Raw genomic sequence first — 16,617 nt, 5'->3', positions numbered from 1 at the left:
CTTTTTTATCATCTAATTTTTAAAAGCAGCAGCTCAAGCGTGATTTCCTTATCTGCTTTGCCGGTCTTCATTTTATAATCCGCTTCCGCTAAGTCGTTCATGATGCTCAACAACTCGCGTTCCTGGAATTTCCCCGTCTTTTCAAGTGCCAGCTTTACCCTGTAAGGGTGCACCTTCAGTTGCCCCGCAATTTTTTGCTGGCTATAGCCCTGACGGGAAAGCTCCTTCACTTGATACATGAGCCTGACCTGACCTGCCATGACACTCAAGATCTTGATCGGCTCTTCATTCTGCCTGAGAAGATCGTGCAGTATCGTCATGGCACTCTCCATTTTTCTCTGTAACACATGATCAACAAGTGTGAAGATATTCTGTTCAAGGGATTTTGCGACCAGCTTTTCCACTACCTCGACTGTAATGTGCTTCTCAGCTTCCGTATAAAGCACCATTTTATCCAGTTCATTCGTCAGCATCATCAGATTCGTTCCTGCAAGTTCAAGTAAAAGCTCTGTAGCCTGCTCATCTATTCGGACTGAAGAAGCTTCGACCCTCTCCTTCACCCACCCCTTTAACTCATGATCACCAAGCTTCTTCGCTTCAACGAGAACCGCCTTACGCTTCAGTTCCTTGGTGATTTTTTTCCGTTCATCCAGTTTCTCATAAGGTGCGGTCAATACGACAATAGAATATGGAACCGGGTCAGCCAAATACGCTTCCAGTCTTTTCACATTATGCTCAACTCTTGACTTCGTTTTTTCAGCTGTCAAAAAAAATGGGTTTTGCATGAAGACAAGGCGCCTTTCCCCGATAAACGGGAGGGTTTCGACATCTTCAAGCGCAGTTTCAACAGGCGTCTCTTCTAAATCAAATTGAGAAAAGTTAAAATCCATCTCATCTTCGTGAAGGACATTCTCGATCAATAGCTGCTTCGTTTCATTAATTAGATAGGCTTCCGTCCCATATAACAAGTATACTGGCGCGAATTGCCCTTTTTTTATACTTTTCCAAACGTCTAATACCAATAGAATCCGCCTCTTTACTATGTATTCTTCTCTAATGGTATAGGTGGATGGACCATTTGACAAGCTATAAAGGGAACTAGCCCTTAAAAGGGCTAATTCCGGATCTATATGAACACTTTCAAGAAAGGCCCGGGTAATCTCCCTTGAAAGCGGGTAGAGTATTCATGTAGAACAAATGAGCTTTTCGTTTTCGCTTGCTTTGTTTGTACTTTTATTTTGACCTCAAATTCCCAAACTATTTGTGACAACTCTTGTCAGTAAAGGAAATGAAGGAATGAAGCCTGTAGATTTTTTTTTGGTAATGTTTTATACTATTAGCAGAAATAGGAGGGGTAAATAATGAACGAATTCGAAAAGAATGTTCAATCAAAGACAGATGACGTCGCTGATTCCGCTATAGGATTCATCGGTTCTTTTGTATTTTTCGCTGCCATGTTCACCATAGCTGTCGTCATTAAAGCTGTCGGATCCTGATTTCATTCATTACATGCACTTATTTTTCCTGATGGAGGCTGCTGCTGCAGTCTCTTTCTTTTTGATTTTCTATATACTATGGGAGAGTCTTCCGAAAGGTTCCACTGCTTTTGTAATACTTGTAAATAATAGAACCATCCTCATCCGTCCTGAACACTTTTATGCGATTCCCCTCCAGATTCCCAATTACGTCTTCATGAGGGTGCCCGTAGCGGTTATCTTTTCCAACTGAAATAAGCGCCGCTTTCGGCTGCAGCTGTTCAAGGAAGGGCGCGGAAGAAGACGTTTTACTGCCATGGTGACCGACCTTCAAGATATCCGCCTGCAACTGCGGAAATGTTCTCAAAAGTTCCCTCTCCCCTTCTTCTCCCATATCGCCGGTCAATAACCATGACACTCCCCCAAGCTCAGTGAATAGAACGATGGATGAATCGTTCTTATCTTCTTCTTGCTTAAATGGACTTAGCACAGCAAACCGCGCTCCGCCCGCCACCCATTGGTCCCCCCTTTTCAGGACGGTCATTTTCATTTTTTTCTCTCTCGCCACGGTTACAAGATCCATATCCCTGTATTGCTCTTCACTCCAGCCTCCAATGCTGATCTCCGCAACTTTAAAATTATCTATTAATTCTTTTGCACTTCCCATATGATCTGCATCAGGATGGGTTAAAATCAGTTTGTCCAATTGGTGAATTCCTTTACTTTTCAATAAAGGAATAATGATATCATCCGCCGTGTTGAACTTCTTTCGCTTTATCGCCCACGTTTCGATTGGAAATGTAATTTGCCCGCCCGTATCAATCAAATAATTCCCGCGATTGAAAGGCAGGGAAATTAAAATGGAGTCACCTTGTCCTACGTCGATTATTTGCACTTCACCAAAGGGCGAGAACCTTTGTAAGTTATATTGCAAAAGTAAAAGGACGATTATCATTCCGCACCAGATTTTACTTTTTCCAAAGGATACTTCCCAAGTCAGGCATAACCCTATAAGGGAAATAACAAGTAGTAACATCATGAGGAAAGTCGGCTTTCCAAACGGTATGGATGCGAGTGGTAAATCAGATGCTGCATCTGCGGCTTTATTGCAGAGTACAAAGGTGAAATTCAATAATGATATGAGAGGTTGACCAAAGGAAGGCAGTAATAAATGAATGAGGAGGGAAATCAGTGAAAATGGCAGTAATATGATGGAATAAAGCGGAACATACAATACGTTCAGAAACACGCCAAGTAAAGATACTTCAAAAAAGTGAAAAAGCAAAATCGGAAGGGCTGCCAGTTGGCAGATGGAACTGAGGATGAATAGCTGCATCGATTTCTTCGGGTATTGCAAGAAGATGCTTGAAGACATGATAATGGAGAATGTGACCGCGAATGAAAGCTGAAAACCTATATCATAGAGCATATTAGGCCGAAAAAACAATAGCGCCAAATAAGTCGATCCAATTGCGGCACCCGCCGAAATCCGCTTCTTGAATAGCAGGAGTAGAAAGAAAAGCATAGCCATTGAACAGGACCTCACCACTGATGGACTGGCACCTGAAAGTAACATGTAAACCGGAAGGAAGAGTAAGATGGCCATCATCATTCTTTCCCGTGTAATCCCAACCCTGATGCCGATGTAAAATAACACCCCCGTTAAAAAAATGACATGAAGGCCGGAAATCGCCAGTAAATGAACCAACCCCAACCGCTGATAATTAGTAAGGTCCCCTTCATCTATATATCTCTGGTCACCGAATATGAGCGCTGTGACAAAACCGCTCGACTCTTCAGGAAAGTGTTCTCTAATATATGCAATCCCCTTCAGGCGCAAATTACGAATCGAAACCAGAATCGAGTTTCCACCTTCTTTGCATTCTTGAAATGAAATGGAATCCGCTTTGAATATCCAATGGATGCCTTGGCGGAAAAGATAACGCTGGTAATCGAAACTGTTTTCATTCCTGTTTTTCTCGGGAACTTGCAATGTCCCTTCAGCCGGACAAGATAAACCGATTCGAAGAAACTGACTCAGCTTTTCCTGTTCCAATTCGGTCGTGATTTTATAACGAAGCACTAGCCGTTCGCCTTTCTCACTGCCAATGAATCCTTTTAATGAATTTCCATCTATATTCGGTTGGTCGGTAAATGTGATGATGAATTGGCTTTCCGTTCCATGATAGGCAGTTTTGTTTCGGTGATCGGAGAAGGAGGCGGCCCCTAAAAATATCCCCATGATCACCAAATGAATACTAAGGGCCTTCACACTTAAGCCCACCGAAAAATAAAGGAAACAGAGAAAAATTAGGATAATGATCAGCAGCCTTACATGTAAAAGAGAATAGGCCGTAACACCAAATGTGGCTGAAACGGCCAGTAAGATAAGATGTCTGGCCATGCCTGCCCCCCCGTCTATTTAATTTTCGAATATCTGATTGGCCTGCTTTTCCAGTGCCAATAAATCTTCTTTTCCCAGACCGTTTTGTTCAAGTTGAGCTAGCAATGAGAATACAAAGTCCTTTTTTTGTTTTCCATTAACATCGATGGCCCCTTTTGCTTCAACCTTCTCGGTCTTGACACCCGCCTGTTTGAATAATTCGAGGGCATATGGATGATTTTTATAATCCTCGGCATAATAAACGGCCTTTATGCCAGCTTGTATGAGTGATTTACAGCACTGAAGACACGGAAAATGCGTCACATATATTTCCGCCTGATCAGTCGGCACCCCAAATTTCGCACATTGTAAAAGTGCATTCATTTCTGCATGTATCGTTCTGACACAATGATTATCGATTACATAACAGCCGTCATCAATACAATGCGTCCCTCCCGCAATGGACCCATTATATCCCCCGGCAATGATTCGGTTGTCCCTGACGATGGTCGCCCCTACAGTGAGGCGTGTACATGTGCTTCTTAAAGCTAATAAATGGCTTTGTGCCATGAAATATTGATCCCAACTAATTCTGTTCATGTTGTATCCCCTTACCCCTAGAATGATTTTCTTCAATTTTACCCTCTTCCTGTCCATTTGTGTAGCATTCATTTCACCGAAATGGAATCCCGTAACCTTTCAAACGTTTTATCGCCGATTCCCGTAACCTGCTTCAATTCATCGACCTCCTTGAATTTCCCTACCGTCTCCCTGTATTCCAGGATCGCATCCGCTTTGGAAGGTCCAATTCCCGTCAAGGTTTGCAAATCTTCCTGTGTAGCAGCATTCAAGTTCACCAGTCCTCCTGACGTACCCTTAGTGACGCCATCACCAGACGTACCGGCTTGTATATTCTCCAAGTTCCCTTTGTCTTCTTCACCTATTTCCGGAACATAAATGACCATTTGATCTTCGATGATTTGGGCAAAATTAATTCTATCCTTGTCAGCCTTTTCCGTAAAACTGCCCGCAGACGAAATCAAATCAATCACCCGGTCACCTGCCTGTGCTGTAAATATGCCTGGGGACTTGACCGCTCCTTTAACGTCCACTTTAATGATCTCAGGTTCGGCAGCCGATTCATTTACACTTTGTTCCATTTCAGCTTCTTTTGCAGTAACGGAAAATATATCTTCCGTATCAGCCGGATCCTCCACTTGTTGAGAAAAAAAGTAAATGCCCCCTGCCACAAATGCCACGGCAACGGTAATCATCGTCATTTTCCTTTTTAAAATCCCTTCCATTTCTTTACCTCCTTATTGGATTTCGCACGATACATTGTCATAGGACAGATTAAAAATACATAGTGTTTTTAGGAGAATCAATCGCTTTAAGTGAGAGGAGTTGATCGGAATTGAAGAAAATCGGTGTTATCGGAACCGGAAATATGGGTACCATTTTAATCGAGGCATGGCTGGAGGCAAAAATATTGAATCCGGCAGACCTAATCATTACAAATCGCACACTTTCCAAAGCATTGTTGCTAAAAGAGAAACATCCGGGTATCAAGGTTGCGGAAAGCGCAGCCGAAATCGCCGAACAAGCGGACTTTATCTTTCTCTGTGTAAAACCATTGCAAATTGACAGCCTATTACAAGGCATCAAACAGCATATAAAAAGGGATCAGCTGGTTATTTCCATCACAAGCCCGCTTTCCGTCTCCCAGCTCGAATCGGCAGTGAATGCACCCTGTGCCCGTTTTATCCCGAGTATAACGAACCGTGTGGGTTCAGGCGTATCGTTACTGAGTTTCAGCGAGAGCTGCAGTAAGGAGAAAGTGTCAGCTTTATTTGATTTGGCCTCCGCCATATCGGCACCGGTCATCATTGAAAATGATATCACCCGGGTAGCTTCCGATATTGTCAGCTGCGGCCCTGCCTTCTTCAGCTATTTAGCTCAAGCTTTCATTGACGCGGCTTGCCAAACGACGAAGATAGATAAAGAAACGGCTACGACTTTGACTGAGAATATGCTGGTCGGCTTAGGGGAATTGCTCGGTAAAGGGGTTTATACATTGCCGACCTTACAGGAAAAGGTTTGTGTAAAAGGTGGAATAACAGGTGAGGGGATCAAGGTTTTAGAAGCTGAAACCGGGGAAATGTTCCATCATCTTTTTCAAGCGACACATGAAAAGTTTGCAGAGGATCTTCACGAAGTTGAAAAACAGTTCGGCCATCCTTATTAATATTCGTAATCAAGATCTCAATTCCTTCTAAAAGTAAAAAAAAAGAAGAGGTCAGACCTCCACTCGTCATTGTACGAACGGGGATCTTGACCTCTTTATCATTTACTGGCTACAAACAAGATTCTTTCGGTTTCCGTTACAAGCGGTGCTTCTTCAAGATCCGCCAGAATTTCAGAAACCGTGAAACCTGCTTGCTCCAGCCACTTTTTATATTGTTCAACCGGATAGGTCCGTTGATAATGCAACTCATCAAAACGGTCATAAAGACCGCTTTCATCATCCCTTACGAAAAAACTTAAATCATGTTCCACACTGTAAGGTTCTTCACCCGGGAAGCAATCCCATATATAGGATACTTCTTCACCATTGACAGCAAACGTATGATCACTAAAGATTTCTTCCATTTTATAAAGGGAATGGATATCAAACATGAATAATCCGCCATCCTTCAAATGCTCATGAACCCGGCTGAACGTCTTGACGATATCCTCTTCGTCGCGAAGGTAGTTCAGCGAATCACAAAAAATCGTGACACAATCAAATTGGCCAAGTCCTTCGAGTTCTGCCATATTCTGCTGGAAAAGCGGAATCGATAATCCAAGCTTAACCGCTTTTTCATTAGCAACAAGAAGCATTTCATCAGATAAATCCACGCCGGTGACTTCGAATCCGTGCTGCGCCAATTCAACGGTCATTTCCCCGGTTCCACACGCCAAATCCAGGACTTTCCTTCCACCAATTCCATACTGTTCCAGCTTCGCCGTAAGGATCATCAGCCATTTTTCATAAGGTGCGTCCTTCATCAATTCATCGTATACATAGGCAAAGCGTTCGTAAGTCATGAAGTCAGTTCACTCTCTAGATCTTCAAAAGGTGCATCTCCCCATAGACGTTCAAGGTTATAGTAGTTTCTTTCATCTTTATGGAAAATGTGGGCCACTACATCGCCAAGATCCACAAGCACCCATTTCGCCTCGTCAAAACCTTCAAGACGTTTTACATTGATTCCTGATTCATCAGCTTTGCTCTTCATTTCACGAGCTATTGCTTGTACTTGTTTTTCAGAATTACCGTGACAGATCAAAAAGTAATCCGCTACAAGGGAAATACCTTGCATGTTCAATGCCACGATATCCTCCGCTCTTTTATCATCCGCCGCTTTTGCTGCAATTACAAGAAGTTCACGTTCAGTCATTACATCTTCTCCTTCAAATTCATGATCAAATCATTATATGTCTTAAATGTGTCAGGGTAAATTGCCTGATTTCTTTTCATTAAAAAAACAACTGTATTCCTTAAAGCCTGGATGACAGCATGATCCAAATTTTGCTTTGCTGTCTGCCTGACTTCGTCGACACCGGGAAAAGAACGTCCCGGCTCGATATAATCAGCAAGGTATACGACTTTATCCAAAAGGCTCATGCCAACCCTGCCAGACGTGTGATAGGCAATCGCATCCAAGATTTCAGCGTCCTGAATGCCTGCTTCCTTATTCACCAGATAAGCCCCGACAGGAGCGTGCCACAGCTCCATATTGTATTCAAGTAACGCCGGGTCCATTTTTTCAGCGATTATTATTTGCTCCATTTCTTCTTTAGGACGAAATTTTGCATAATCATGGAAAATGGCTGCAAGTTCCGCTTTTTTGACGTCGGCACCATACCGTTCAGCAAGTTCAATCGCTGACTCGACCACACCCAAGGTATGAATGTACCTGCGCTCGGTGATTTGTTCTTTGACCAGCGCCAATGCTTTCTCACGATTCATATAAACCATTCCCTTTAATATACTTCACCACTGGATCTGCTATTAAATATTTCACGGTTTTCCCTGTTCTTAACTTCCTTCGTATCATGGAAGACGAAATGAACATCTGCGGGACTTTCACCATCGTGATCGGGTATAAGGTATTCTCATTATATCCAGGGCGCTTCACCCCGACGAAATTGACCATATGCACCAGCTCGTCGATACGATGCCAATTCGGTAAGTACTCAATCATATCTGCGCCAATTATGAAATAGAACTCATTGGCTGGCTCAAGTTCTTTAAGCAATTTTATCGTGTCATACGTATAAGATGTGCCTTTTCTTTCTATTTCAATACCCTCAATATAAAAAGATGGGTTTCCGGCTATCGCGTTTTCCAACATGGCCAGCCTGTCCATATCGGTTACTTCCTCCGATTTTTCCTTATGTGGAGGAACGTGATTTGGCATGAACCTGATTTCATCTAGCTCAAGGGCATCCAGCACTTCATTGGCTATAATTAAATGCCCGATGTGCGGAGGATTGAATGTACCGCCAAGAATTCCAATTTTTTTCATAGATAGGTTCCTTAAGGTAATTTAAGTTGTTTGTTTTCTTTTGATTCTTTATATAGCACAATTGTGTTGCCGATAATCTGAACCAATTCAGCACGTGCACCTTTTGATAAAGTAAGCCCCACATCATTGCGGTCCTCTTCACAGTTTTGCAGGATGCTGACCTTGATCAATTCACGTACTTCAAGCGCCTCACCAATTTGCTTGATGAGATTATCATTGACTCCGCCTTTACCAACTTGAAAAATTGGATTGAGGTGATGGGCCTTTGATCGTAAAAATCTTTTTTGTTTTCCTGTTAACATGTGTTACCTCCTAGTTTGTTCAAGACAATATCTGTCATTCTTGCTGTATCCGGCATAACGCCTGTCCATATCTCAAAGGCAAGTGCGGCCTGGTTGATGAACATTCCCAGACCATTTTGCGTTTCCGCCCCTTTTTCCCCAGCTTCACGCAGCAGCTTGGTTTGCAGAGGGTTATAGATGATATCACTGACAATTGCACCGGTTTTAAGCTGGTCGACCTTTAACGGCGAATGATCCAGTTCAGGACTCATTCCAGAAGAAGTCGTTTGGATGATTAAATCATATTGTGATAAGCTTTCTTCCGCTTCGATAATCGAGAGTGCCTTCGATACTTTATCATAAGGGCAATCAGAAACAAGCTGGGCCGCTCTTTCCTTTGTCCGGTTTGCAATATCAACTTGCTTTACCCCTTCTTTCACGAGGGTAAAATAAATCGCACGCGCAGCACCGCCCGCTCCGATCACTAACGTTTTTTTAGCCTTGATGTCACCTGATATTTCATCGCATAAAGATTTAAAAAATCCTTTTCCGTCTGTATTATACCCTATAAACCGACCATTTTTGTTAACAACCGTATTTACAGCCCCGATTGCCAGGGCCAGTTCATCCACTTCATCAAGGAAAGGGATGATTGAAGTCTTATGAGGGATCGTGATGTTAAACCCTTCTATACCAAGGGCTTTCATGCCTTTCACGGCATCGTTCAAACCTTCTTTCGTCACATGAAAATGGTGATAAACCGCTTCTATATTTTCTTTTTCAAATGCATCATTATGAATGTCCGGTGACATAGAATGTGCAATTGGATCTCCCATTACCCCATATATCTTTTTCATAGACTAGACGACCCCTATATTTAGATTAATGATTTGCGAACGATCACATTGACGCCCTTTGGAACATGTGCAACGATTTTCGCCCCTGGCTCATTGACCGTCACCCAGCCAAGACCAGAAAACACAATATCCATTTTACCATCTTTCAAGGAAAATTCATGTGGAATCAGCTTCGGAAACTCCTCGATTTGTTCCGGCCGTGGGGGAGTCAGTAATTCCCCGGCATGGTTTTTATACAATTCATCGGCATTTTCCAGTTTCGTACGGTGAATATTCAATTCGTTCGAAAGGTAGCAAGTCAATGAACGCCTTCCGCCTGAGACATAGTCCAACCTGGCCAACCCTCCGAAAAATAGCGTCTGCCCTTCATTCAGTTGGTACACTCTCGGCTTGATTTCCTTTTTCGGCATAATCACCTTGAAGTCCCGTTTGTCCACATAGTGAGCCATTTGATGATGATTGATGATTCCAGGTGTATCGATCAATGCCTGTTCATCATCCAAAGGAATTTCAATCATATCCAAGGTAGTCCCAGGGAAGTGGGAAGTCGTGATGATATCACTTTCACCGCTCACTTCTTTTATAAGACGGTTGATGAAAGTTGATTTTCCTACATTCGTACAGCCCACCACATAGACATCTTTTCCTCTGCGATACCGCTCGATCGCATCCGCCGCTTCAAGTATGTGCTTTCCCTTTTCTGCACTGACAAGCAGGACATCGATTGGGTTAAGACCCAATTCCTTGGACGATTGCTTCATCCAATTGATCAACTTGTTCGGTTTTACCGATTTAGGCAATAAATCGACCTTATTTCCGATCAGAAGAACATCATTTCTTCCTACAAATCGATGAAGGCCAGGCAGCCAGCTTCCATTGAAATCAAAAATATCGACGATTTTGACGATCAAAGAGTCGGTTTCGCCTACTTTATTCAAGATTTTCAAGAAGTCATCGTCTGTTAAGGATACATCCTGAACTTCGTTATAATGTTTCAATTTAAAGCAGCGTTGACAAACGATGCTTTCTTTTTCCAGAGCCGATTTAGGGGCAAAGCCCAACTCCTTCGGATCTTCAGTCTGGACCTTCACACCGCAGCCGATGCACACTAATTCTTGATGATTGTTCAATTGTGATCCTCCCATTCTATCATTCCTTTTCGTTTAAAAAACGCCATGATCTTTCTTTCAAAATAACGATTGATCCTTGTTCTGAATTCGTCGGTTTGTGCGACAGGGACCACTAAGATCGTATGAAACCCGCCTCTGTTCCCTCCCAATACATCCGTCAATAACTGATCGCCGATTACCACCGTTTCTTCTAATTTCAACCCCATTGTCTTACGGGCTTTATGGAAAGCCCTTGCCATCGGTTTTCTGGCCTGGAAGATAAACGGAATGTGAAGCGGATCGGAAAAAGCCCGAACCCGATTTTCATTATTATTGGACACAATCGTCACTAAAATCCCATGATCCCGCATATTGTCGAACCATTTGATTAAATCGGGGGTGGCAGTCGGCCTGTCCCATTCAACGAGAGTATTATCCAAATCGGTAATGACGCCCTTAATCCCTCTTTTTTTCAATTCTTGAGGATCTATATTAAAAATGCTTTTAACATGTTCACTCGGCAAAAATAATTTAAGCATATTGGCACCTCTATATTTTCATTAAAATTTACCGTTTCCATCATATCGAATTTTCAGCCCACTTTCAAAAAAAATTAGGAAAGAATGGCTGACGGTAAAGAAACATCATAATGTATGTTTTCTGATATGGAAAGGCATTTTTCATTAAATAATGGGAAATTTGCAGGCAGACCAGAACCAAAGAACTAATTATTCATAAAAGATTTCGACAAAAATTTCATTTATTCAACCTGTGGATAACTTTACTAACATTTTCCATACTGATAGGCACCATTTCGTTCACTTTGCAAACAACTTAACCACAGGTTATCCACTTTCATCTGTGGATAACAGAACGATTGTTCTCCACGTTTATTTCTGATACAGTAGGGGTACATCAAGGAAGACTTATCAATATATGCAAGTAAACACCAAATTATTCCTCGCAATCCCTACTGGAGGTGAGCAGCCCTTAAGTGGCGTTCTGATGCAAAAACTATCTGATGACCTGTTGCTTGAATCCTATTTTAAAGCACAGAATTTAAAGTTGAGTACCGATTTCATCCGCCTCATAGAAACGGAAATTCATCGAAGGTCCCTAACACATAAAATCCGATCCATAATTTAATATGAAATACATAGGCTGACATCAAATGTCAGCCTCTTATTTTCATTTGAAGTTAGACCGCTCTCATGAATCCGATTGTTTCACCTACACGGACATCTGCGGGAATGGATATGTTTCCTTCAAGTTCAAAACTTCCTTTTTCAAAAAGAAGCACAACTGTGGACCCAAAGCTGAAATAAGAAAACTCCTGCCCTTTTTCCAATTCATCCGAATCATCAGTAATGACGATCGAATTTATGAACATGGCCCCGACTTTCACCATTGCCAGATTTCCCGCCTCATTTTGAAGTTCAGTTATTGTCCGGTAATTTTTTGATAAAGGCTCTTTTCCATATTTCATCCCCCATTTATTAACGGGGTATGATTTCCTTCCAAGCGTCCATCGTTTGACCACGGAACCCTTGATGGGCGCATGGATCCTATGGTAATGACTCGGGCTTAAGTATAGCACGAGATATTTGCCGCCTAAGTACTTTTCCAATAAAAGCTCATCCCCGAGCATTTCCTCCATTGAATATACCTTTCCCTTAACGACGATCTTTTTATCAGCGTGTATCTCCCCTGAGTCCTCAAGTACACCGTCCACGGGACAAGCTACCGCAGACGGAGCTGCCGTAATTGGCCTCGCGTCAGCCTTTAACTGCCTTGTAAATAGCTCGTGCAAATTGGTATATGCTTTTAACTCCTTACCAAATTCCTGTGTATTAAGGTTGAATGTTTTTACATAAAGTAAAATTAAGGGCCTGCTCCAACGAGATTGGCTAAAGTGTTTTAATAAACCTGATGAATACTGACCATTCGTCAGTTCAATAAGAACGCGATACAAAGACTGAAACAAAATATAACCACTCCAAATTGTAAAATTGTAAAATTATTCTAAAATCCCCTTGCATAAATTGTGTTAAATAAAATATTATTATATAATAAATACTTATGTTTACTATATTTTGTTTTAATTTGTTTCATTTGAAAGGAGTGAAAAGATGTTTTTATTACACGCCCTAGATCAAACCATTAAAAAAGTGAAAGCACAAACAGCAAATATACTTACCTTAATTAATTTATCCCTTGGTGGATTTGCGATAATTGCCGTGATGCACGGTCAATTGAATTTAAGCTTGCTTTTAATCTTCCTGGCTGCCCTAGCAGATCGCTTTGACGGTATGGTTGCACGGAAATTCAACATTGAATCGGAATTGGGTAAGCAACTTGATTCCATGTGTGACATCATATCCTTTGGCGTCGCACCGGCTCTATTATTATACCAAGGAATATTGATAGAATTCGGAGCACCTGGCACACTCTTCACCGTTTTCTATATTGGCTGTGGCGCGTTTCGTCTCGCCCGCTTCAATATAAGTGAAAGCAATGGATATTTTACAGGAGTGCCCATTACGGTTGCTGGCTGCATCGCCACTTTAAGTTATTTAGCCATTCCGTATTTCCATCCAGTCTTTTTCTTATCCCTCATGATTATATTATCATTACTTATGGTCAGTCCATTTAAACTGAAGAAAGTTTAATAAGAAAGCGGATGTCCTAAACCGGACATCCGCTTTCTTTTGTTCCTATTCCAGCCTAAACCCATCTTATGCTTTTCGGACTAATGGGTCGGTCAAACGCATGAATTCTTCTACATCCTCCATACAGGCATTGACCGCTTCCTCCCAAAAATCCCGGGTCTTTAAATCGACGCCTAAATGTTTCTCCGCCAAATCCTCGACCTTCATGGAACCGGTATCCTTTAATAGAGCGATATATTTTTCTTCGAATCCTTCAGGTTCTTTCAGGGCATTCGCGTATATGCCTAATGAGAATAAGTAACCGAATGTGTACGGAAAATTATAAAATGGTACACCTGTAATATAAAAATGAAGCTTTGAAGCCCAGAAAGTTGGATTATAATCACTTAAAGCATCGCCATAAGCTTCTTTTTGTGCATCGACCATCAGTTCATTCAACCGTTCGGCACTGACATATCCTTGCTTCCTCTCGTCATAAAACCTAGTTTCGAATAAGTAGCGGGCATGGATATTCATCAATAATGCCACGGAACGCTGAATTTTATCTTCTAAAAGCACCAGCTTTTCTTCCTCACTGGCTGCTTCCTTAACAGCTGCATCCGCTACGACCATTTCAGCAAAAGTGGAAGCGGTTTCCGCCACATTCATTGCATATGACCGATTCAATGGATGGATATCCCTCATCGCATAAGAATGGAATGCATGTCCCAATTCATGAGCCAATGTCGATACATTGGACGGTGTGCCCGAATACGTCATGAAAATTCTTGACTGCTTATTTAATGGAAAGCCGGTGCAAAAACCGCCTGGTCTCTTACCTGGTCTGTCCTCAGCTTCAATCCAGCTGTCTTCAAAAGCTTTTTGGGTGAAGTTCGCTAATTGAGAGCCGAATTTAGCGAATTGCTGGATGATGAAGTCTGCACCTTCTTGATAATCCATTACTTTGGATTCTGCCGTAACAGCGAGCGGTGCATCCAAATCCGCCCAACTTAATTTATCCAAATCCAGTAACTCCGCTTTCCTTTTTAAAAATCTCACAAGCGGCTCTTTATGATCGGCAATTACATTCCACATGCTTTCGAGGGTTTCTTTTTTCATCCTTCCTATTTCTAGAGGCTCTTTCAAAATATCATCCCAGCCCCTTTTTTCATTCACACTGAGACGGAAGCCAGCCAAGTGGTTCAAAGTCCGGGCAAACAGGTCACTTTTTTCCTCCCAAGCCTGTTCCCAAGCAGTAAATAATTCTTTCCGGGTCCTTTCATCAGGATCAGAAAATTTATTCGCCGCTTGGCCTACAGAAAGCTTTTCACCCTTATAAGGGATGGTCATTGAACCGACGATCGTATCATACATTTGGCTCCAACCTTCGAAACCGTCCATGGCCAATTGCGTGATTAATGATTCTTCCTTCACGGAAAGCTTTTCCTTTGCCTTTTCCCGACGTTCATTCAATACGAATTTCAATTCATTCAATGGTTCTTTTTCGAGGATTTTCATGAAAAATGCATCATCAAGCTGTATCAACTTTTCATCCAGCTTGCTTAACACCATTTTTAGTGAAGCGACTATCTTCATTTGTTTGATCCGCAGCTGACCAGCCTTCTTATCCTGCGCATTTTGAGCTTCCAGGCATCCAATGAAAGCACCTGACTGCGAAGATTTCATATTTGTATTTTTAAATAGATCAAATGCCTGGATTAAACTGAATTCATCATTTCCTACCGGATTGATATTGCTTACAAGCCTGTCTAATTCTTTTACCTCTTCGTTGAATTCATCTAAAAAAATCAGGAACTCCTTAGAAGAGCTTCCCCCTTTAAAAAAGATATCCAAATCCCATGTCATAGAATATCCCATACTAAATTGCCCCCTTTTTATCACTAACCCCATTATAGAGGTTCATTCAATATTTTTCTAATTAAAAGGAATTTTCAGTATTTTTCAGAACATTTTTCTATATCCCAGATTAAAAGCATGTTATGATGAATATAATCTTGGGAAAGGGGTGGTTGATTCATATGAAATTCTTTATTCACATGTCTGCCATCATCCTGCTCCTTTGGACATTGCCCATACAGTTCCACAATCATGCACAGCAGCTAACCATTGAAGAACATACCGATGTTCACCATTGGGATAAGGCCGACAAGAAACAGCCTTTCGTGCCGTCCTTTAGTTCATGGCAGTCACTTATCGTAATACTCATTTTCGAATTTGCCATTTTGAGCTTTCTTTATTTTCACTCGAATCTTCGACGGCGATATCTCAGTCCCGTTTTTTATCAGGCGAATTACGTAGCCTCACGCTCTGACATTTTATAAAAAATAAAATGGAGGAGTGATTCATATGTGGTTTCGACTAATTATGGTAGGGGTCTTTTCTTTAACCGCTTCACGTCTGTTCCTTTTTCAGGGAATCGAGATTTATCATGCATTTACAGATTTGATCAGAAATAAATATTAAAAAAAAGAGTGCGGGGAATTTCCCCGCACTCTCTTTGGTTACCATTCCTATCCTTTAGCTTTCTTTTCCTTCTCTTTTTCTGCCCTGTAAAATTCATGGAACATCTTCATCAAAGCACGTTTTTCGATCCTTGATACATAACTGCGGGAAATGCCAAGCTCTTTAGCGATTTCCCTCTGGGTTTTCTCCTTTTTCAAATCCAGCCCAAACCTGCCTACAATGACTTCCTTTTCGCGTTCATCCAAAATATCAATATACTTTTTCACTTTTTCAATTTCCATATTGAGCTGAATCGTATCGATGACATCTTCCGATTCCGATTTCAGTACATCGATTAAACTGATCTCATTACCTTCTTTATCCTGACCGATCGGATCATGCAGGGAAATGTCTTTCTTCGTTTTCTTTGTCGCACGTAAATGCATCAAGATCTCATTCTCAATGCATCGCGCCGCATATGTGGCAAGCTTCGTACCTTTACCATCCGAATAACTCTCAATGGCCTTTATCAAACCAATAGTCCCAATTGAAATCAAATCCTCTGTATCTTCGCCAGTATTCTCGAATTTCTTGACGATATGGGCAACAAGCCTGAGATTATGTTCAATCAGGATGTTGCGAGCATCACCGTCCCCTTCACTCATAAGCTTCAGGTATCTCTTTTCATCCTGAGATGACAAGGGCTGGGGAAAAGCATTGTTTTTCACATAGGAAACAAATAAGTAAAATTCTTTGATAATATAACCGACAACTGTAAGTATTCCGGGCATTGGCTTCATCCCCCGTTTCTTTGGTTTCCCTATTCATAC

The 16,617-nt window shown here is 41.7% G+C and carries 19 protein-coding genes; 4 read left to right on the top strand and 15 right to left on the bottom strand.

Going from position 1 to position 16,617, the window contains the following annotated elements:
• Positions 1 to 8 precede the first annotated feature (8 nt).
• Complete coding sequence (gene holA / locus ACFX4H_RS01185) at positions 9 to 1,022, bottom strand: DNA polymerase III subunit delta (RefSeq protein WP_377433599.1); 1,014 nt, start codon at positions 1,020 to 1,022, stop codon at positions 9 to 11.
• A gap of 339 nt (positions 1,023 to 1,361) precedes the next feature.
• On the opposite strand from holA, the gene ACFX4H_RS01180 reads away from it, so the two are divergent.
• Positions 1,362 to 1,496 (top strand): YqzM family protein, encoded by a 135-nt coding sequence (locus ACFX4H_RS01180; RefSeq protein ID WP_034308559.1) that lies wholly within the window; start codon positions 1,362 to 1,364, stop codon positions 1,494 to 1,496.
• A gap of 76 nt (positions 1,497 to 1,572) precedes the next feature.
• Here ACFX4H_RS01180 and ACFX4H_RS01175 read toward each other — a convergent pair whose 3' ends face one another.
• The 3 genes from ACFX4H_RS01175 to ACFX4H_RS01165 form a co-directional block, all read right to left on the bottom strand.
• Positions 1,573 to 3,879, bottom strand: a complete 2,307-nt coding sequence (locus tag ACFX4H_RS01175; RefSeq protein WP_377433595.1) for a DNA internalization-related competence protein ComEC/Rec2 — start codon at positions 3,877 to 3,879, stop codon at positions 1,573 to 1,575.
• An 18-nt stretch (positions 3,880 to 3,897) separates the two neighbouring features.
• Complete coding sequence (locus ACFX4H_RS01170) at positions 3,898 to 4,458, bottom strand: ComE operon protein 2 (RefSeq protein ID WP_095678550.1); 561 nt, start codon at positions 4,456 to 4,458, stop codon at positions 3,898 to 3,900.
• A gap of 68 nt (positions 4,459 to 4,526) precedes the next feature.
• Positions 4,527 to 5,162 carry a helix-hairpin-helix domain-containing protein gene (locus tag ACFX4H_RS01165; RefSeq protein ID WP_377433592.1) on the bottom strand — a complete coding sequence of 212 codons (636 nt, stop codon included), beginning with the start codon at positions 5,160 to 5,162 and terminating at the stop codon, positions 4,527 to 4,529.
• A 110-nt stretch (positions 5,163 to 5,272) separates the two neighbouring features.
• On the opposite strand from ACFX4H_RS01165, the gene comER reads away from it, so the two are divergent.
• Positions 5,273 to 6,103 (top strand): late competence protein ComER, encoded by an 831-nt coding sequence (gene comER / locus ACFX4H_RS01160; protein ID WP_377433589.1) that lies wholly within the window; start codon positions 5,273 to 5,275, stop codon positions 6,101 to 6,103.
• Between the two features lie 98 nt (positions 6,104 to 6,201).
• Here comER and ACFX4H_RS01155 read toward each other — a convergent pair whose 3' ends face one another.
• From ACFX4H_RS01155 to ACFX4H_RS01120, 8 genes are read right to left on the bottom strand one after another with little or no spacing between them, the layout of a single operon-like run.
• Positions 6,202 to 6,945, bottom strand: a complete 744-nt coding sequence (locus ACFX4H_RS01155; protein ID WP_057278859.1) for a class I SAM-dependent DNA methyltransferase — start codon at positions 6,943 to 6,945, stop codon at positions 6,202 to 6,204.
• The gene (gene rsfS / locus ACFX4H_RS01150; RefSeq protein WP_034308569.1) at positions 6,942 to 7,298 is read right to left on the bottom strand and encodes a ribosome silencing factor; all 357 of its coding nucleotides are present in this window, start codon (positions 7,296 to 7,298) and stop codon (positions 6,942 to 6,944) included. The genes ACFX4H_RS01155 and rsfS overlap by 4 nt, the downstream gene beginning before the upstream one ends.
• Positions 7,298 to 7,870, bottom strand: a complete 573-nt coding sequence (yqeK, locus tag ACFX4H_RS01145) for a bis(5'-nucleosyl)-tetraphosphatase (symmetrical) YqeK (protein WP_054400178.1) — start codon at positions 7,868 to 7,870, stop codon at positions 7,298 to 7,300. The genes rsfS and yqeK overlap by 1 nt, the downstream gene beginning before the upstream one ends.
• The gene (locus ACFX4H_RS01140; RefSeq protein ID WP_034308571.1) at positions 7,860 to 8,429 is read right to left on the bottom strand and encodes a nicotinate-nucleotide adenylyltransferase; all 570 of its coding nucleotides are present in this window, start codon (positions 8,427 to 8,429) and stop codon (positions 7,860 to 7,862) included. The genes yqeK and ACFX4H_RS01140 overlap by 11 nt, the downstream gene beginning before the upstream one ends.
• Positions 8,430 to 8,440: 11 nt before the next feature.
• Positions 8,441 to 8,731: a ribosome assembly RNA-binding protein YhbY gene (gene yhbY, locus ACFX4H_RS01135; RefSeq protein WP_034308574.1), complete on the bottom strand. Its 291-nt coding sequence runs from the start codon at positions 8,729 to 8,731 to the stop codon at positions 8,441 to 8,443.
• On the bottom strand, positions 8,725 to 9,567 hold the full coding sequence (gene aroE, locus ACFX4H_RS01130; protein ID WP_034308576.1) for a shikimate dehydrogenase: 843 nt from the start codon (positions 9,565 to 9,567) through the stop codon (positions 8,725 to 8,727). Before aroE ends, yhbY begins: the two co-directional genes overlap by 7 nt.
• 20 nt (positions 9,568 to 9,587) lie before the next feature.
• A complete protein-coding gene (yqeH, locus tag ACFX4H_RS01125; protein ID WP_222619913.1) occupies positions 9,588 to 10,697 on the bottom strand; it encodes a ribosome biogenesis GTPase YqeH in 1,110 nt (369 codons plus the stop codon).
• A complete protein-coding gene (locus tag ACFX4H_RS01120; protein WP_034308582.1) occupies positions 10,694 to 11,215 on the bottom strand; it encodes a YqeG family HAD IIIA-type phosphatase in 522 nt (173 codons plus the stop codon). Before ACFX4H_RS01120 ends, yqeH begins: the two co-directional genes overlap by 4 nt.
• A gap of 466 nt (positions 11,216 to 11,681) precedes the next feature.
• Between ACFX4H_RS01120 and ACFX4H_RS01115 the strand changes: the two genes are divergently transcribed.
• Positions 11,682 to 11,822 (top strand): sporulation histidine kinase inhibitor Sda, encoded by a 141-nt coding sequence (locus tag ACFX4H_RS01115; RefSeq protein ID WP_063592506.1) that lies wholly within the window; start codon positions 11,682 to 11,684, stop codon positions 11,820 to 11,822.
• Between the two features lie 52 nt (positions 11,823 to 11,874).
• Here the strand turns inward: ACFX4H_RS01115 and ACFX4H_RS01110 are convergent, their stop codons facing one another.
• Positions 11,875 to 12,660: a phosphatidylserine decarboxylase gene (locus ACFX4H_RS01110; RefSeq protein WP_063590583.1), complete on the bottom strand. Its 786-nt coding sequence runs from the start codon at positions 12,658 to 12,660 to the stop codon at positions 11,875 to 11,877.
• A gap of 145 nt (positions 12,661 to 12,805) precedes the next feature.
• Here ACFX4H_RS01110 and pssA point away from each other — a divergent pair, with 145 nt between their 5' ends.
• On the top strand, positions 12,806 to 13,345 hold the full coding sequence (gene pssA / locus ACFX4H_RS01105; protein WP_034308587.1) for a CDP-diacylglycerol--serine O-phosphatidyltransferase: 540 nt from the start codon (positions 12,806 to 12,808) through the stop codon (positions 13,343 to 13,345).
• A 66-nt stretch (positions 13,346 to 13,411) separates the two neighbouring features.
• Here pssA and ACFX4H_RS01100 read toward each other — a convergent pair whose 3' ends face one another.
• A complete protein-coding gene (locus ACFX4H_RS01100) occupies positions 13,412 to 15,202 on the bottom strand; it encodes a M3 family oligoendopeptidase (protein WP_063590582.1) in 1,791 nt (596 codons plus the stop codon).
• Positions 15,203 to 15,855: 653 nt separating this feature from the next.
• A complete protein-coding gene (gene sigK, locus ACFX4H_RS01095) occupies positions 15,856 to 16,578 on the bottom strand; it encodes an RNA polymerase sporulation sigma factor SigK (protein WP_048682796.1) in 723 nt (240 codons plus the stop codon).
• Positions 16,579 to 16,617: the final 39 nt, after the last annotated feature.

Source organism: Peribacillus sp. YIM B13477 (assembly GCF_042787955.1).
Taxonomy (GTDB): domain Bacteria; phylum Bacillota; class Bacilli; order Bacillales; family DSM-1321; genus Peribacillus; species Peribacillus frigoritolerans.
Note: the sequence above shows the minus strand (reverse complement) of the source record. Positions and strands in the feature narration are given on the sequence as shown.

Bases quoted from the DNA above. Each gene is read 5' to 3' on its own strand.
- ACFX4H_RS01180 (WP_034308559.1), top strand. From the start codon at position 1,362: ATGAACGAATTCGAAAAGAATGTTCAATCAAAGACAGATGACGTCGCT.
- ACFX4H_RS01175 (WP_377433595.1), bottom strand. From the start codon at position 3,879: ATGGCCAGACATCTTATCTTACTGGCCGTTTCAGCCACATTTGGTGTT.
- ACFX4H_RS01170 (WP_095678550.1), bottom strand. From the start codon at position 4,458: ATGAACAGAATTAGTTGGGATCAATATTTCATGGCACAAAGCCATTTA.
- ACFX4H_RS01165 (WP_377433592.1), bottom strand. From the start codon at position 5,162: ATGGAAGGGATTTTAAAAAGGAAAATGACGATGATTACCGTTGCCGTG.
- ACFX4H_RS01155 (WP_057278859.1), bottom strand. From the start codon at position 6,945: ATGACTTACGAACGCTTTGCCTATGTATACGATGAATTGATGAAGGAC.
- rsfS (WP_034308569.1), bottom strand. From the start codon at position 7,298: ATGACTGAACGTGAACTTCTTGTAATTGCAGCAAAAGCGGCGGATGAT.
- yqeK (WP_054400178.1), bottom strand. From the start codon at position 7,870: ATGAATCGTGAGAAAGCATTGGCGCTGGTCAAAGAACAAATCACCGAG.
- ACFX4H_RS01140 (WP_034308571.1), bottom strand. From the start codon at position 8,429: ATGAAAAAAATTGGAATTCTTGGCGGTACATTCAATCCTCCGCACATC.
- yhbY (WP_034308574.1), bottom strand. From the start codon at position 8,731: ATGTTAACAGGAAAACAAAAAAGATTTTTACGATCAAAGGCCCATCAC.
- aroE (WP_034308576.1), bottom strand. From the start codon at position 9,567: ATGAAAAAGATATATGGGGTAATGGGAGATCCAATTGCACATTCTATG.
- ACFX4H_RS01120 (WP_034308582.1), bottom strand. From the start codon at position 11,215: ATGCTTAAATTATTTTTGCCGAGTGAACATGTTAAAAGCATTTTTAAT.
- ACFX4H_RS01115 (WP_063592506.1), top strand. From the start codon at position 11,682: ATGCAAAAACTATCTGATGACCTGTTGCTTGAATCCTATTTTAAAGCA.
- pssA (WP_034308587.1), top strand. From the start codon at position 12,806: ATGTTTTTATTACACGCCCTAGATCAAACCATTAAAAAAGTGAAAGCA.
- ACFX4H_RS01100 (WP_063590582.1), bottom strand. From the start codon at position 15,202: ATGGGATATTCTATGACATGGGATTTGGATATCTTTTTTAAAGGGGGA.
- sigK (WP_048682796.1), bottom strand. From the start codon at position 16,578: ATGCCCGGAATACTTACAGTTGTCGGTTATATTATCAAAGAATTTTAC.